Origin of the sequence: Mesorhizobium sp. ES1-3 (assembly GCF_020164795.1) — a bacterium.
Taxonomy (GTDB): domain Bacteria; phylum Pseudomonadota; class Alphaproteobacteria; order Rhizobiales; family Rhizobiaceae; genus Mesorhizobium.
In genome coordinates, this window is sequence record NZ_JAIUGW010000031.1 from 55,683 (window position 1) to 69,867 (window position 14,185).

General features: G+C 63.1%; 15 protein-coding genes. 6 read left to right on the forward strand and 9 right to left on the reverse strand.

Annotation, left to right across the window (positions count from 1 at the left end; all coding sequences use genetic code 11):
• The first annotated feature begins 110 nt into the window (after positions 1 to 110).
• Complete coding sequence (locus LB536_RS28215; RefSeq protein WP_224598313.1) at positions 111 to 1,331, forward strand: MFS transporter; 1,221 nt, start codon at positions 111 to 113, stop codon at positions 1,329 to 1,331.
• A gap of 19 nt (positions 1,332 to 1,350) precedes the next feature.
• Here the strand turns inward: LB536_RS28215 and ribB are convergent, their stop codons facing one another.
• Both ribB and aroC read right to left on the reverse strand, forming a co-directional pair.
• Positions 1,351 to 2,451, reverse strand: a complete 1,101-nt coding sequence (ribB, locus tag LB536_RS28220; protein ID WP_224598316.1) for a 3,4-dihydroxy-2-butanone-4-phosphate synthase — start codon at positions 2,449 to 2,451, stop codon at positions 1,351 to 1,353.
• A gap of 91 nt (positions 2,452 to 2,542) precedes the next feature.
• Positions 2,543 to 3,658 (reverse strand): chorismate synthase, encoded by a 1,116-nt coding sequence (aroC, locus tag LB536_RS28225; protein ID WP_224598318.1) that lies wholly within the window; start codon positions 3,656 to 3,658, stop codon positions 2,543 to 2,545.
• A gap of 183 nt (positions 3,659 to 3,841) precedes the next feature.
• Here aroC and LB536_RS28230 point away from each other — a divergent pair, with 183 nt between their 5' ends.
• On the forward strand, positions 3,842 to 4,105 hold the full coding sequence (locus LB536_RS28230; protein WP_224598321.1) for a DUF1344 domain-containing protein: 264 nt from the start codon (positions 3,842 to 3,844) through the stop codon (positions 4,103 to 4,105).
• 92 nt (positions 4,106 to 4,197) lie between these two features.
• Here LB536_RS28230 and LB536_RS28235 read toward each other — a convergent pair whose 3' ends face one another.
• From LB536_RS28235 to LB536_RS28250, 4 genes are all read right to left on the reverse strand, one after another.
• On the reverse strand, positions 4,198 to 4,785 hold the full coding sequence (locus tag LB536_RS28235; protein WP_224598324.1) for a histidine phosphatase family protein: 588 nt from the start codon (positions 4,783 to 4,785) through the stop codon (positions 4,198 to 4,200).
• 52 nt (positions 4,786 to 4,837) lie between these two features.
• Positions 4,838 to 5,656, reverse strand: a complete 819-nt coding sequence (gene fabI, locus LB536_RS28240) for an enoyl-ACP reductase FabI (protein ID WP_015318818.1) — start codon at positions 5,654 to 5,656, stop codon at positions 4,838 to 4,840.
• 105 nt (positions 5,657 to 5,761) lie between these two features.
• A complete protein-coding gene (locus LB536_RS28245; protein WP_140811748.1) occupies positions 5,762 to 6,694 on the reverse strand; it encodes a DnaJ C-terminal domain-containing protein in 933 nt (310 codons plus the stop codon).
• 99 nt (positions 6,695 to 6,793) lie between these two features.
• Positions 6,794 to 7,255 carry an RT0821/Lpp0805 family surface protein gene (locus tag LB536_RS28250; protein ID WP_140760030.1) on the reverse strand — a complete coding sequence of 154 codons (462 nt, stop codon included), beginning with the start codon at positions 7,253 to 7,255 and terminating at the stop codon, positions 6,794 to 6,796.
• 40 nt (positions 7,256 to 7,295) lie between these two features.
• On the opposite strand from LB536_RS28250, the gene pdxH reads away from it, so the two are divergent.
• Entirely contained in the window at positions 7,296 to 7,913 is a 618-nt protein-coding gene (gene pdxH / locus LB536_RS28255) for a pyridoxamine 5'-phosphate oxidase (RefSeq protein WP_224598328.1), read from the forward strand.
• A 9-nt stretch (positions 7,914 to 7,922) separates the two neighbouring features.
• Here pdxH and LB536_RS28260 read toward each other — a convergent pair whose 3' ends face one another.
• Together LB536_RS28260 and LB536_RS28265 are read right to left on the reverse strand one after the other, a co-directional pair.
• Positions 7,923 to 8,675, reverse strand: a complete 753-nt coding sequence (locus LB536_RS28260; RefSeq protein WP_224598330.1) for a crotonase/enoyl-CoA hydratase family protein — start codon at positions 8,673 to 8,675, stop codon at positions 7,923 to 7,925.
• Positions 8,676 to 8,694: 19 nt separating this feature from the next.
• The gene (locus LB536_RS28265; protein ID WP_224598335.1) at positions 8,695 to 10,464 is read right to left on the reverse strand and encodes an acyl-CoA dehydrogenase; all 1,770 of its coding nucleotides are present in this window, start codon (positions 10,462 to 10,464) and stop codon (positions 8,695 to 8,697) included.
• Between the two features lie 207 nt (positions 10,465 to 10,671).
• Between LB536_RS28265 and LB536_RS28270 the strand changes: the two genes are divergently transcribed.
• From LB536_RS28270 to LB536_RS28280, 3 genes are all read left to right on the forward strand, one after another.
• Positions 10,672 to 10,908, forward strand: coding sequence for a hypothetical protein (locus LB536_RS28270; protein WP_140811684.1), 237 nt, complete (start codon positions 10,672 to 10,674; stop codon positions 10,906 to 10,908).
• 19 nt (positions 10,909 to 10,927) lie between these two features.
• Positions 10,928 to 11,122, forward strand: a complete 195-nt coding sequence (locus LB536_RS28275) for a DUF1778 domain-containing protein (RefSeq protein ID WP_224598338.1) — start codon at positions 10,928 to 10,930, stop codon at positions 11,120 to 11,122.
• Between the two features lie 169 nt (positions 11,123 to 11,291).
• A complete protein-coding gene (locus LB536_RS28280; protein ID WP_224598341.1) occupies positions 11,292 to 12,404 on the forward strand; it encodes a glycoside hydrolase family 25 protein in 1,113 nt (370 codons plus the stop codon).
• Positions 12,405 to 12,423: 19 nt separating this feature from the next.
• On the opposite strand, the gene purD is transcribed toward LB536_RS28280, so the two are convergent.
• The gene (purD, locus tag LB536_RS28285; protein ID WP_224598344.1) at positions 12,424 to 13,701 is read right to left on the reverse strand and encodes a phosphoribosylamine--glycine ligase; all 1,278 of its coding nucleotides are present in this window, start codon (positions 13,699 to 13,701) and stop codon (positions 12,424 to 12,426) included.
• Positions 13,702 to 14,185: the final 484 nt, after the last annotated feature.

A 14,185-nucleotide genomic window follows, 5' to 3' on the forward strand; every position in this document is an offset into this window, starting at 1 on the left:
TTATCTACATACGTCCCGTATGCCAATTGACATACGGGGCGTATGGTCTATTTAACACTCATACGTGTCGTATGTAATCGTCGAATCGCCCCTTGTCGAGGAACAGGATCATGCAAAACCCCTATTCGGAAATTTTTCGCGCTCCCGGAGCCAAGGGCTTTGCCGCCGCCGGCTTCATGGCGCGCCTGCCGATCGCCATGGCGCCGATCGGCATCGTCGCGATGTTGTCGCAGACGCGTGGCGAATACTGGCTGGCGGGTGCGGTTTCCGCGACATTCGCCTTGGCCAATGCTTTCCTGGCGCCGCAAATATCGAGGTTGGTCGACCGCCTCGGCCAGACGCGGGTTGTCGTACCCACCACCATCATCTCCGTGCTCGCATTCGCGGCCCTGATCGCATCGGCCAATCAGGACTGGCCGGTATGGACGCTGTTCGTGTCGGCACTGCTGGCCGCGGCAATGCCAAGCATGCCGGCCATGGTGCGGGCGCGCTGGACCGAGATTTTCCGGGGCCGGCCCGAGATGAATACCGCCTTCGCCTTCGAGTCGGCGGCGGATGAACTGGTCTATATCGCCGGCGCATCGCTGTCGGTGGGCCTCAGTGCCGCGCTGTTCCCGGAAGCGGGCGTGCTCGTCAGCACTCTGCTCCTTGCCGTGGGCTCGACAGCTTTCATCCTGCAGCGTTCGACCGAACCGCAAGTGCGGCCGGTGGACCATGGCTCAACGGGCTCGGCAATCCGCCTGGGGCCGGTTCAAATCATCACCTTCGCCATGATCTTCATCGGCGCGACTTTCGCGACGACGGAGGTGAGCACGGTGGCGATCACCAAGGAATTCGGCCAGCCGGGCGCCGCAAGTCTCGTCATCGGCGTCTATGCGCTGGGGTCCTTCGTGCTCGGCATCATCGTCGGCGCGCTGAACCTGAAAGCACCGCTGCAGCGCCAGCTCGCCATCGCGGTCGCGTTGGTCACGCTCGGCACGCTGCTGCCGCTTACCGCCGGCACCGTGCCCGTGCTCGCGCTTACTGTCTTCATCAGCGGCGTGGCGATCTCGCCGACCTTCATCACAGCCTTCGGCCTGATCGAACGGCATGTCCCTGAAACGATGCTGACCGAAGGCATAACCTGGGTGATGACCGGCATCGGCATCGGCATGGCGATGGGCTCTTTCGCCGCCGGCGCGGTGGTGGATGCGTTCGGCGCCCAGAACGGGTTCTGGGTCTCGGTGGCGTCAGGCGTTATCGCACTGGTCACGGTGCTGCTCGGCCAGCGCAGCCTCGCCACCCACGGATGCGAGCTGGAAGGATGCGAGGCGGCAATCCCGGCCGAATGACAGCCAGGGTTTGTCGAGCTCAGATAATCTCGGTCTTGGCGATGTGAATGCCAAAACCCTCGAGACCGACATAGTGGCGCTCGCGCGAGGCGATCAGATTGATCGAGGAAATGCCGAGATCCTTCAGGATCTGCGCACCAAGGCCGATCTCACGCCATTCGCTCTCGCGCCGGCGCGCCTCTTCATGGTCCTCGCGATCGCCCGGCGCCGGCCGGTTACGCTCCTGGTGAGCGACGCCGACCGAGCCCTCGCGCAGATAGACGATGACGCCGCGCTTGCGCTCGCCCATCGCCTTCATGATGGCATCGAGCCGGTGGCTGGTACCGAACACGTCGGTCACCACATCCTCCGAATGCAGCCGCACCGGCACCTCCTCGCCGTCGCGGATATCGCCGAAGACGATGGCGACGTGATGCATCGTGTCCCAGGGCAGCGTGTAGGTGAACACCTGCGCCTTGCCGCCCAGCGTCTCGATGTCGGAGCAGGCGACGCGCTCGACCAGCGTTTCCTTGCGCTGCCGGTAGGCGATTAGGTCGGCGACCGAAACCTGCTTGAGACCGTGCTCCTCGGCGAAGGCCGCGACTTGTGGGCCGCGCTTGACGGTGCCGTCATCATTGACCAGTTCGGAAATGACACCGATCGGCGGCAGGCCGGCGAGCTTGCAGAGGTCGACGGCCGCCTCGGTATGGCCCGAGCGCATCAAGACGCCGCCCTCGCGCGCGATCAGTGGGAAGATGTGGCCAGGGCGGACGAAATCGGAGGCGCCGACATTGCCGTTGGCAAGATTGCGCACGGTCAGGGTGCGGTCGTCGGCCGAAATGCCTGTCGTCGTGCCATGCTTGAAGTCGACGCTGACGGTGAAGGCGGTGGTGTGGGCCGAATCATTGTCGGCGACCATCGGCGCGAGGTTCAGCCGCTTGGCTTCCTCGCGCGGCATTGGTGTACAGACGATGCCCGACGTGTTGCGCACGATGAAGGCCATCTTCTCCGGCGTACAGTGAACGGCGGCGACGATCAGGTCGCCCTCGTTCTCACGCCCGTCATCGTCCATGACGACGACGATCTCGCCGCGTTCGAAAGCCCGGATTGCTTCGACGATCTTCTTCTGGTCGTAAGGCATGGAAATGCTCGCTTCGCTCGCAGGGAATAGGCAATAGGCAGTAGGGAAAAGGAAATTTTGGCTCTTTCGGGCGGGCAGACTGGCCTCCTGCCTAATCCCTACTGCCTATTCCCTTTCCTGTCTGTCCTCGATGCCGCAGATAGTGGTCGGCAATGGCGCAGGCAACCATGGCCTCGCCGATCGGCACGGCGCGGATGCCGACGCAAGGGTCGTGGCGACCCTTGGTCATCACCTCCACGTCGTTGCCGTCCTTGTCGATCGACTTGCGCGGCGTCAGGATCGACGAAGTCGGCTTGACGGCAAAGCGCGCGACGATCGCCTGGCCGGTCGAGATGCCGCCGAGAATGCCGCCGGCATTGTTGGACAGGAACACCGGCTTGCCGTCATTGCCCATGCGCATCTCGTCGGCATTCTGTTCGCCGGTAATGCGGGCGGCCTCGAAACCATTGCCGATCTCGACCCCCTTGACGGCGTTGATCGACATCAGGCCGGAGGCAATGTCCTGGTCGAGCTTGGCATAGATCGGCGCGCCTAACCCTGCGGGAACGCCATCGGCGACGATCTCGATCACCGCGCCGACCGAGGAGCCGGCCTTGCGGATGCCGTCGAGATATTGCGTGAAGACTGGAACCGAAGCGGGGTCGGGGGTGAAGAACGGATTTTCCGCGTCGCCGATGAAATTCCAGTTCCAATTGGCGCGGTCGATCGACTTTTCGCCCATAGACACGAGCGCGCCGCGCACCACCATGCCCGGCACCACCTTCCGGGCGAGCGCGCCGGCGGCGACCCTGGCCGCCGTCTCGCGCGCGGAAGAGCGGCCGCCGCCGCGATAGTCGCGTATGCCGTATTTGACGTCGTAGGTGTAGTCGGCATGGCCCGGCCGGAACTGGCGGGCGATCTCGCCATAGTCTTTCGAGCGCTGATCGACATTCTCGATCAGCATCGACACCGGCGTGCCGGTGGTGATCATCGTCGCGCCGTCCTCATCGAGGACGAAGCCCGAGAGGATCTTCACCTCGTCCGGCTCGCGGCGCTGGGTGACGAAGCGCGACTGGCCCGGGCGGCGCTTGTCGAGTTCGGCCTGGATTTCATCGCGCGTGAAACGGATACCCGGCGGACAGCCATCGACCACGCAGCCGAGCGCCGCGCCGTGACTCTCGCCCCAGGTGGTGACGCGGAAAAGATGACCGAACGTGTTGTGAGACATGGAAAGTGCCCTGCCCGGCATCGAAACCGGCTGAAGCCAGCCTTCTATTGGCGTTTTCCACAGTGGTCAAACTGTGATCTGGCGGATTTAGTTTTGACACATTCGGTTGGTTTCTGCTCTGCTCCATTCGCCATTGAGGATCCGCCGCCACCCAGGCCGGCGCAATGACCAAAGAGGACGATGATGCGTACCCTGATTGGCGCTGTTGCCGCCACGCTGCTGCTTTCCACTGCCGCCTTGGCCGGCCAGACCGAAGGCCTGATCAAGAAGGTCGACAAGGATGCGCTGACGCTGACGCTGGACGACGGCAAATCCTACAAGCTGAACGCCGAGACCGATCTCGACGCGCTGAAGCCGGGCATGGACATCGTCATCGCTTACGATGTGACCGATGGCGAAAACGTCGTCACCGACATGCAGTTGCCGGGAGACAGCGACACGAACTAAAGCGCGTCGCGTCGAAACGGATTCATGCGACTTCCCCAAACGGAGGTCACTTTTGGGCGACATGCATTAGGAATTGGCCGTCACCAGGCGGCCTAAAGCCACTCCAGGCTCTTGCCCTCAAGTTTGAGCACGCGATCGTGCGGTATCTCCAGGTTCGCGGCCTCGTCCTCGGGCATATCAAGCACGAAGCGAAAGAGGGTGCGCATGACGCCACCATGTGTCACACAGATCGTCCTGCGGTCGATCTCGTCGAAGCAAGGCTTTACCCGCTCAAGCAGCATCTGGTAGCTCTCGGCACCTTCGCCCGGCGGCTGAAAATTCCATTTGTCGCGAGCACGCGTCCTGCTTGCCCCGGGAGACCGCGTCTCGAGCTCGGCAAAGGTAAAACCCTGCCAATCACCGAAATTGACTTCAATGAGCCTGACATCGCTTCGATAGGCGAGCGGATCGAGCTTCATGGCGGTGCGGATGCGTTCCATCGTTTCGCGCGTGCGTCTCATCGGGCTGGCGACGAAATCGAAATTCTCGGGATCGCAGACGAGTTCGGCCAGCCGATGGCCGTTTCCTGTCGCCTGTTCGCGGCCGAGAGCATTGAGATCGGTGTCGGCCTGGCCCTGAAGCCGGAACTCGGCGTTCCACGCGGTTTGGCCGTGGCGCACGATATAAACCAGCGGGTACATCAGCTCTTCCGGAGATCGGGCCAGGGCCTGGACGGAGGATAGGCGGAGAGACCTAATCCTTGACCGTCGAAATATCCGGCGCGTCGACCGCCTTCATGCCGACGACGTGATAGCCGGAATCGACATGGTGCACCTCGCCGGTGACGCCACGCGACAGGTCGGACAGGAAATAGACGCCGGAATCGCCGACTTCTTCCTGCGTGACCGTCTGTTTCAGCGGCGAATTGTATTCGTTCCACTTCAGGATGTAGCGGAAATCGCCGATGCCTGAGGCGGCAAGCGTCTTGATCGGGCCAGCGGAAATCGCGTTGACGCGGATCTTCTTGGCGCCAAGATCAACCGCGAGGTAACGCACGCTGGCCTCGAGTGCCGCCTTGGCGACGCCCATGACGTTATAGTGCGGCATCACCTTCTCGGCGCCGTAATAGGTCAGCGTCAGCAGCGACCCGCCCTCGGTCATCAGCGCTTCGGCGCGCTTGGCGATGGTGGTGAAGGAATAGACCGAAATGTCCATGGTGCGCAGGAAATTGTCGCGCGTCGTCTCGACATAGCGGCCGGTCAACTCGTCCTTGTCTGAAAAAGCGATGGCGTGGACGAGGAAATCGAGCTTGCCCCAATGCTTGGCGACATTGGCAAAAACCTCGTCCAGGCTCGCAGGATCGGTGACGTCGCAATGGCCGGCGACAAAGGCGCCCAGCTCCGCCGCCAGCGGCTCGACCCGTTTCTTGAAGGCTTCGCCCTGATAGGTCAGCGCGATCTCGGCGCCATGATCGACGCAGGCCTTGGCAATGCCATAGGCGATCGACCTGTTATTGGCGACGCCAAGAATAAGGCCGCGCTTGCCGGCCATCAGGCCCTGTCCACCCGCCATATGCGTGTTCTCCGCAAGATATCTGCTTTGTGGAGTGCCTATCGCACAGGCACACAGCCCCTTCAAGCGTTCAAACCGGACAGTTCGGGGGACAAAAGCTCTCGATCAGCCTTTTTGGCCGCGCAACAGCGATTCCAGCGCACTGTCGCCGCCTTCCGGCAGCATGATGCGCACATGGGCATAGAGATCGCCATGGCCGCCGGCTTTCTCCGGCAAGCCCCTGCCCTTGAGCCGCAGGACCTTGTCCGAGCTCGACCAGGCAGGCACGTTGACCGCGAGCCTGCCGGTCGGCGTCTCGACCGGCACCTTGGCGCCTAGTGCCGCATCGGCCAGCGAAACCGGCAGATCGGCGTGCAGGTCGCGACCTTCGATGCGGTAGCGCGGATGGCGGCGGATGTGGATCTTGACCAACGCGTCGCCGGGCTGGCCCGGCCCCTGCTCACCCTGGCCTTTCAACCGGATGGTCTGGCCATCCTCGACATAGGCCGGCAACTTGACCGCCACCTTGCGGCCATCCGGGAACATCGCCGTCACCTTTTCGGCATTGGCCGCTTCCTCGATGGTGATGTCGAGCGTGACGTTCAGGTCGGCTGATGTTGCCGGCTGGCGGCGGTCGCCTGCGCCTGGCCCGCGCGCGCCGGAAAAGGCATCGCCGAAAATTTGGCTGAAGATGTCGCTGTTGCCGTCGAACGGATCGCCACCGGGGCGGCCCGAGCGGAACTCGAATCGCGAGCCGCCGGCACCCTGTTGCTGGCGGCGAAACCCGGCAAAGGGGTCGCCACCACCGGCCGCACCCTCAAAGCCCTGGAAACGCGGCTTGCCGTCGGCGTCGATCTCGCCACGATCGAAAGCGGCGCGGTTCTTCTCGTCGCCTATGACCTCGTAGGCCTGATTGGCCGCGGCAAAACGGTCCTTCGCCTTGGGATCATTCGGATTCTGGTCCGGATGATGCTTCTTGGCGAGTTTCCGGTACGCCGATTTTATGTCCTTGGCCGATGCGTTCTTTGCAACGCCCAGCACCTCATAGGGGTCGCGCATGCTTCCTGCCCTGGAAAGGAGTGAGTCCATACTTGCCCCCTATATGCGCTCGCATAGGAAGAAATTCCAGTAGCGGGGCGTCACATCGAGGGCGGAAAATCAGAGTGCCTTGAAGCCCTGCATACGCCAGCCGCCGGCACTGGCAAGACAGAGTTCGCCCTCGAACATGGCAACGCCGTCAAAGCTTTCGCGCGAAGCCTTGAAGCGGCGGCAGGTCTGGCCGCTGTCCTTCAATTCCGCCAGTTCCGTGATGGAGCCGCGCGAGCCGGTGCCGGTGTTCGCCCAGGGCACGGCCTGGCCCCCGAGCTGCTCGATGTCGACGGACGACACCGCATTGCCGATCGTCGTCTGGTCGGAGTCGCGATCCGAATCGGCCGGCCTGACCGAAGCCGATGTGCTGCTGGTCAGGATCGAACGATCGACTTCGGCCTTGTCCAGGCTGAAACCCCCAGCACCGCAGCCGGCAAGCGGCAGGACGATTGCCACGATCGCCGCTCTCGCGCTGGCCGAAGCGATAACGCCCCATTGCCTGCTGTCAAAAGCTTGCGCGATACGCGACAATCGGCAACCTCCCTGATCTCGTGACAATTTGAGAAAAACTATGAGTGATGCAGCGTTAACAACCAGTGACTTTACTGATGCGGCCGAGCCGTTTCGCCTCTTCGCCGCATGGCTGGACGACGCCACCAAGAGCGAAATCAACGATGCCAACGGCGTGGCGCTGGCGACCGTCGATGCCGAGGGCATGCCGGACGTGCGGATGGTGCTGCTCAAGGGGTTCGATGAAAGCGGCTTTGTGTTCTACACGAATTTCGAGAGCGCCAAGGGCCAGGAGATTCTAGGCAGCATGAAGGCGGCGATGTGTTTCCACTGGAAATCGCTGCGCCGCCAGGTCCGCGTCCGCGGTCCGGTGGAAATCGTCAGCGACGCCGAAGCCGACAGCTATTACGCGACGCGGCCACGCGGCAGCCGCATCGGCGCCTGGGCGTCGAAGCAGTCGCGACCGTTGGAAAGCCGCTTCGCGCTGGAAAAGGCGGTCGCCGAATACACGGCCCGTTACGCCATCGGCGAGATCCCGCGACCGAAACATTGGTCGGGCTTCCGCATCGTACCGAAGACGATCGAGTTCTGGCATGACAGGCCGTTCCGGCTGCATGACCGGGTGGTCTTTTCCCGCGATGCAAAAGGCGGCTGGGATAGGACGCGGCTTTATCCCTGAAAAGGAACCTCAGCCCTTTTTCCTGGTCATGAAGGCGGTGAGCGCGGCACGCGCCTCGTCGGACTTCAGCCGCTCGCGGAAATGCTCGCTTTCCACCCCGATGCGGGCGACCAGATCGTCGCGTGAGCCACGCATCAGGTCGCGCGCGATCTTGAGCGCCTGCGGCGGCTTGGCCGCGATCTGGCCGGCTGCCGACAGCACCGAGGCCTCCAGAGCGCCCTCCTCGACCACCTCGTAGATCAGCCCGGCGGCCTTCGCGCGCTCGGCCGAGAAGCCTTCGCCTAGGCCGAGAAGGGCGAAAGCGCCCTGCTGACCCAGGATGCGCGGCACCAAAAGGCTCGATCCAGCCTCCGGCACGAGGCCGAGATCGACGAAGGGCGTGCGGAACACCGTGCGTGGCGTGGCGAAGGTCAGGTCGCAATGCAGGTTGATCGTGGTTCCGATGCCGACCGCGATGCCGTCGACGCCAGAGACGATGGGCTTTTCGACACGGGCCAACGCCAGCAGGAAATCCCAGACCTCCGTGCCGCCATCGCCACCGGTGGCCACGATCATGAAATCGGCAAGGTCGTTGCCGGATGAGAAGGCGCCGGGCACGCCGAGAAAGACATGGACGCGGACCGCCGGATCGGCGTCGCCTTCGGCAAGGGACGCCGACATCTTGGCATACATGGCGCGCGTCAGCGCATTCTTCTTGTCCGGGCGGTTCATGCGGATGATCTGGATGGCGCCCTGGCGCTCGACGAGGATATGGTCTGTCACGGTCTTTTCCTTGTGAAGGTCAGGCGGAAATCAGCGCCTTGCCGGCAACGGCAAGGCTTTCGGCGCCGTCGATGACGCGCTCCTTCAAAGCGCTGACTTCGCCAAGCAGGTTTTCGGCGAAGAAGCGGCAAAGCGCGATGCGGCCCTGGTCGGCAAGAGCGGCCCGCGCCAGATAGGCGCCGCCGGCGGCAAGCGAGATCAGCCGCAGATACGGCGTGGCGCCAGCCAGCGCCTTGTCCGTTTCTCCATCAGCCGACAATTTCTGCAGGAAGCGCGTTGCTTGCCTCAAATTGGAGAGCGCCTGATCGAGAGCATCGGCGGTGCGGCCAAAACCTTCGAGGTTCGACGTTCGCACCGCATTGGCGATACCAGCCAGTTCGTCGATATAGCCATGCACGTGCTCGCCCCCACCGAGCGGCAGCTTGCGCATCACCAGATCGATCGCCTGGATGCCGTTGGTGCCCTCATAGATCGGCGCGATGCGGGCGTCGCGGTAGAGTGCGGCCGCACCCGTTTCCTCGATGAAGCCCATGCCGCCATGCACCTGGACGCCAAGCGAGGCGACTTCCACGCCGACATCGGTGGAAAACGCCTTGGCCAGCGGCGTCAAGAGATTGGCACGGTCGCGCCAATGCGCCGCCTCGTCACCGGACGACACGCGCGCGAGATCGATGGCGTGTGCACAGGAATAGCTGATGGCGCGGGCGATCTGTGTCAGCGCCTTCATCGTCAGAAGGTTGCGCTGCACGTCCGGGTGGTGGACGATAGGCGCCATGCCGGCGCCACCAAAGCTTTCCGCCTTGCCCTGACGGCGGTCATTGGCGTAGGCGATCGCTTTCTGGGTGGCGGCTTCCGCGACAGCGACGCCCTGCATGCCGACGCAAAGCCGCGCATTGTTCATCATGGTGAACATGCAGGCGAGGCCCTTGTTCTCTTCGCCGATCAGCCAGCCCATTGCGCCCGGCTTGGCACCCTGGAAACCATCGCCATAGATCATGGTGCAGGTCGGCGAGGCATGGATACCGAGCTTGTGCTCGAGCCCGGAACAGAAGACGTCGTTGCGCGTGCCCAGCTTGCCATCGTCGCCTACCAGGAATTTCGGCACCAGGAACAGCGAAATACCGCGCGTTCCGGCGGGCGCATCGGGCAGCCGCGCCAATACCAGGTGGATGATGTTGTCGGTGAAATCGTGCTCGCCATAGGTGATGAAAATCTTCTGGCCGAAGATGCGGTAGGTGCCGTCGCCGGCCGGCTCGGCGCGGGCGCGCAGGGCAGCGAGGTCGGAGCCGGCCTGCGGCTCGGTCAGGTTCATCGTGCCCATCCATTCGCCGGAGACGAGCTTTGCGAGATATTTGGCCTTGAGGCCTTCAGAGGCGTGCTTGTCGAGCGCCTCGACCGCGCCCATGGTCAGCGTCGGGCCGATACCGAAGGCCATGGCGGCCGAATTCCACATTTCGAGCGCGGCGACGCCAAGCATGGTCGGCAATGCCTGGCCGCCATATTCCTCAGGCCCGGAAAGCGCGTTCCAGCCGCCTTCGATCCAGCGGCGATAGAGTTCCTTCCAGCCCGGCGGCATGGTGACCGCGGCGTCCTTCAACACGGCGCCTTGTTCGTCGCCGATTTTGTAAAGCGGAGCCACCTCCTCGGTGGCGAAACGGCCTGCCTCGCCAAGGACGGCATCGACCAGATCCTCGCCGAGATCGCCGAACGCACCGGCATCGAGGGCGGATTTCATGCCGGCCACGTGCTTCAGGGTGAACGCGATATCCTCGACCGGTGCCCGATACATGCCGCTCGATCCTCCTGATGCACCGGCCTCGCCGACCCTAGAGCCAGTGCCGCCGCAAAACCATCCGCCTTTGGGCGGTCTCCCACCTTCTTTTTACGTAAACGTCAAACTTTGTCACGCGGATTTTGCAATCGGGCTGGCCCGTACTAAATTGGACCGATGCCGGATCAAATCGACCGGCAACAGAAAACCAGCCGGAACATTCCCATGCTTGCCAGACCTGACGCCTATCGCTGTATCGAATGCGGCCTGCCCTACCGAGCAGCGGGGTTTTCCTACTATCACGGCGAGGTGGCAAACGGCGCCGCCTACTGGTCGGATCGCGGCATATTGTGCTCGCCGCAATGCTCGCTTGCCCACCACCGCAAGCGTGCTGCCGAAGGTACGGTGCAGCAAGAGCCCGCGCCTGACCCGTTTGAATTTCAGCCGTTCAGCCGGCGGTAAATGCGGGGCCGGAGAAGACATGATGCCAAACAAGCAGGCCGCTATTGCCCGCGCCCAATCAGCGCTGCCCTCCACTGGCGAGGCCGCAGTCATGGGCCTTTCAATCGAGGATCAGATCGCCTTGGCGGAGGCGATTTTGAATCCGCCCGAACCGAATGAAGCGCTGCGCGCAGCCGCTAATGCTTGCAAACGGCTCATCGTGGATTCCCGATAAATTTCGCGCTTGCCAGCCATCCGGCAAAGACCGCGTCGACCCTGGCTCTTCCCGAAGCATTTCCTTAACCATAGCGGTCCAGGATTGCCTTTGAACAACGGGGATTCCCTGTTTGAAAAGGACGGCGTGTTTCCTTCGCCGCACAGCGCTTCTCGTTCTTGCGGCGACAATGGCGCTGTCGATGTCGGCAAAAGCTTCGGACTTCTCCGAGCCATGGAAGAGCGCCGACCGCGCGCTCGTCGTCGACGCCTACGAGTACAATTCCATCGACTGGGCGCAACTTGCCACAGACAAGCGCGTCGTCGCCTTCATCAACAAGGCGTCCGACGGCGTGCCGCCGCCCTATTCCTGTTTCGGAAGCGACACCGATGTAAAGCTTTGCAAGGCGCTGTGGAAACGCCACGCGGTGACGCGCGAATTGTTCCAGACACGCAGGGTCGTGGCCAAGGCGCTCGGCATGAAATGGGGCGCCTATCACCTCGCCCGTCCTGGCAATCCGGTCGAGCAGGCCAACAATTTCCTCGATCTCGCCGACCCCGCGCCTGACGATCTCATGGCCCTCGACATCGAAGGCGTCGATCCTTCGCAATGGATGTCGCTCGACGACGCCGAGGAGTTCGCGCGTCAGGTGCATCGGCGCGTCGGCCGCTTCCCGGTGCTCTACACCAACGGCAAGACCGCCCAGTACATCGCCGACAACCGCTACAAATACCGGCTCCTGTCGCGGCTGCCGCTTTGGTACGCGCGCTACAAGCCTTACATCGACGTGCATTTTCCGATGGGCAACTGGCAGGGCTATGCACTCTGGCAGTTCTCGGCGCAGGCCAATTGCGGCCGCTTCCGTTGCCCCTACAGGGTTGCCGGCACGCCCAACAATATCGACGTCAACGTAGCACCCACGGATGCCGGCACGCTGCGCCAGCAATGGCCTTTTGGCGGGCTGATCGACGTGCCGTCCGATTATCTTGCCAGCGTGCCGGTGCCACTCTCGCGGGAAGCCGCCCTCGCCGGCAAGGCCACCATCATCTATGCCGATGTGGCGACGCCGCCGACATTCGAGGAAATGGCCGCCGTGCTCGGTTCGCGCTGGTCGAAATTTCGCGACGGATTTCGCATGCCTGTCGTGAAGACTGTGCCGCGACGGCCCGGCTTCGGCATTGTCCAATATGTCGCCTGGAAGCGGGCCGGGCAGCGCTCACCCGAACATCTCGACGCCGCCTTTGCCGCGGCCGCCGACCCGCTGAGCACGGCCTCGACCGAACTCGATCGCAGCCACCGGTAACTGCCACCCGGTCGGAACTTCAGCCGGCCTGCTCGCGCGCCACGGCCTGCCAGCCGATGTCATGGCGGCAGAACCCGGCCGGCCAGTCGATGCGGTCGAGCGCGGCATAGGCCCGCGCCTGCGCCTCGCCAACCGTGGCGCCAGTCGCCGTGACGTTGAGCACACGGCCGCCATTGGCGACCAGTGCGCCGCCATTGATGGCTGTACCGGCATGGAAAATCTGGACGCCTTCGCCGGCAGCGTTCTCGACGCCGCGGATGACCGAGCCTTTCTCCGGTGTGCCGGGATAGCCCCTCGCCGCCATCACAACGGTCAGCGCCGCCTCGTCGCGCCAGCGCACGGAGGTATGCGCAAGCTGGCCGTCGACGGCGGCGTTGAGCAGCACCAGAAGATCGTCCTTCAGCCGCATCATCAGCACCTGGCATTCCGGATCGCCGAAACGGGTGTTGTATTCGATCAGCTTCGGTCCGTTTTCCGTGATCATCAGCCCGGCGAACAGAATGCCGGCGAACGGCGCGCCGAGTTCGGCCATGCCGCGCATGGTCGGCTCGATGATCTCGCGCATGGTGCGCTCGATCATGTCAGGCGTCATCACCGGGGCCGGCGAATAGGCGCCCATGCCGCCTGTGTTGGGGCCGACGTCGCCGTCGCCGACGCGCTTGTGGTCCTGCGCGGTGCCGAAGGGAAGCGCCGTCGTGCCGTCACAGAGGCAGAAGAAGCTCGCCTCCTCGCCGGTCATGAATTCCTCGATCACCACCTCCGCGCCGGCGGCACCGAACGATCCATCGAAACAGGCATCGAGTGCCGCCTGTGCTTCAGCCATCGTCATGGCGACGGTGACGCCCTTGCCGGCTGCGAGCCCGTCGGCCTTGATGACGATCGGCGCGCCGGTCTTCTCGACATAGGCCTTGGCGGAGGCCAGGTCGCCGAACCGGCCATAGGCGGCGGTCGGGATGTTATACCGGGCGCAGAGATCCTTGGTAAAACCCTTGGAGCCTTCCAGCCGCGCGGCGGCCTTCGAAGGCCCGAAGACGCGGATGTTTTCGGCGCGCAGATCATCGGCAATGCCGGCGACCAGCGGCCCTTCCGGGCCGACCACGACGAGATCGATTTTTTTCTCGCGGCAGAAGGCGGCTACGGCGCCGTGATGGGCAATATCCAGCTTCACCAGTTCGGCCTCGGCCCCGATGCCCGGATTGCCGGGCGCCGCGTAGAGCTTGGTCAGCAGCGGCGAAGCGGCGATCTTCCAGGCCAGCGCATGTTCGCGGCCGCCGGAGCCGAGAAGAAGAACGTTCATGGCCACCTCATGATGATGCCGACATAGAGAGAACAATCCGCTATTGCTCTCTGGACGGCGGGTCAAGGCATCAGGGTGGATTGATCGGGATTGCGCACGGCAGCGTTACCCCTGCCAAAGTGGAAGCAAGACAGTCCGGCAGACAGTCTTTGCGATATCCTGCATTGGTTTTCGAGAAGAATTTTGGCCGATACGGATATCTTGTGCGAGTCCGGCCCATAGATTTCGCAAAAAGCAAATTTTCCTTCTGCAATTAGGAAAGCCGCAACGTGGTTCCGATACTCCTTGTACATCCGGGGTTTGACAGGAGACGGGTGATGCTCGAAGACAATATCTGGGTGGCTTCGTTCGAAGTTTATACCCGCAACTGGAAATGGGTTGTCGGATACATCTGCTTGGCCGGCGGTCTAGCAGGCTGTTGAAAAAGGGCTCGCGACAGCTCCTGGTTCGTGATTCACTCTGACCACGAAGATGTGGGAGTGAA

What these genes read in the sequence shown, in the direction of transcription:
- LB536_RS28270 (WP_140811684.1), top strand. Translation starts at nt 10,672, where the DNA reads ATGCTTGCCAGACCTGACGCCTATCGCTGTATCGAATGCGGCCTGCCC.
- aroC (WP_224598318.1), bottom strand. Translation starts at nt 3,658, where the DNA reads ATGTCTCACAACACGTTCGGTCATCTTTTCCGCGTCACCACCTGGGGC.
- purD (WP_224598344.1), bottom strand. Translation starts at nt 13,701, where the DNA reads ATGAACGTTCTTCTTCTCGGCTCCGGCGGCCGCGAACATGCGCTGGCC.
- LB536_RS28215 (WP_224598313.1), top strand. Translation starts at nt 111, where the DNA reads ATGCAAAACCCCTATTCGGAAATTTTTCGCGCTCCCGGAGCCAAGGGC.
- fabI (WP_015318818.1), bottom strand. Translation starts at nt 5,656, where the DNA reads ATGGCGGGTGGACAGGGCCTGATGGCCGGCAAGCGCGGCCTTATTCTT.
- LB536_RS28280 (WP_224598341.1), top strand. Translation starts at nt 11,292, where the DNA reads ATGGCGCTGTCGATGTCGGCAAAAGCTTCGGACTTCTCCGAGCCATGG.
- ribB (WP_224598316.1), bottom strand. Translation starts at nt 2,451, where the DNA reads ATGCCTTACGACCAGAAGAAGATCGTCGAAGCAATCCGGGCTTTCGAA.
- LB536_RS28245 (WP_140811748.1), bottom strand. Translation starts at nt 6,694, where the DNA reads ATGCGCGACCCCTATGAGGTGCTGGGCGTTGCAAAGAACGCATCGGCC.
- LB536_RS28230 (WP_224598321.1), top strand. Translation starts at nt 3,842, where the DNA reads ATGCGTACCCTGATTGGCGCTGTTGCCGCCACGCTGCTGCTTTCCACT.
- pdxH (WP_224598328.1), top strand. Translation starts at nt 7,296, where the DNA reads ATGAGTGATGCAGCGTTAACAACCAGTGACTTTACTGATGCGGCCGAG.
- LB536_RS28235 (WP_224598324.1), bottom strand. Translation starts at nt 4,785, where the DNA reads ATGTACCCGCTGGTTTATATCGTGCGCCACGGCCAAACCGCGTGGAAC.
- LB536_RS28265 (WP_224598335.1), bottom strand. Translation starts at nt 10,464, where the DNA reads ATGTATCGGGCACCGGTCGAGGATATCGCGTTCACCCTGAAGCACGTG.
- LB536_RS28275 (WP_224598338.1), top strand. Translation starts at nt 10,928, where the DNA reads ATGATGCCAAACAAGCAGGCCGCTATTGCCCGCGCCCAATCAGCGCTG.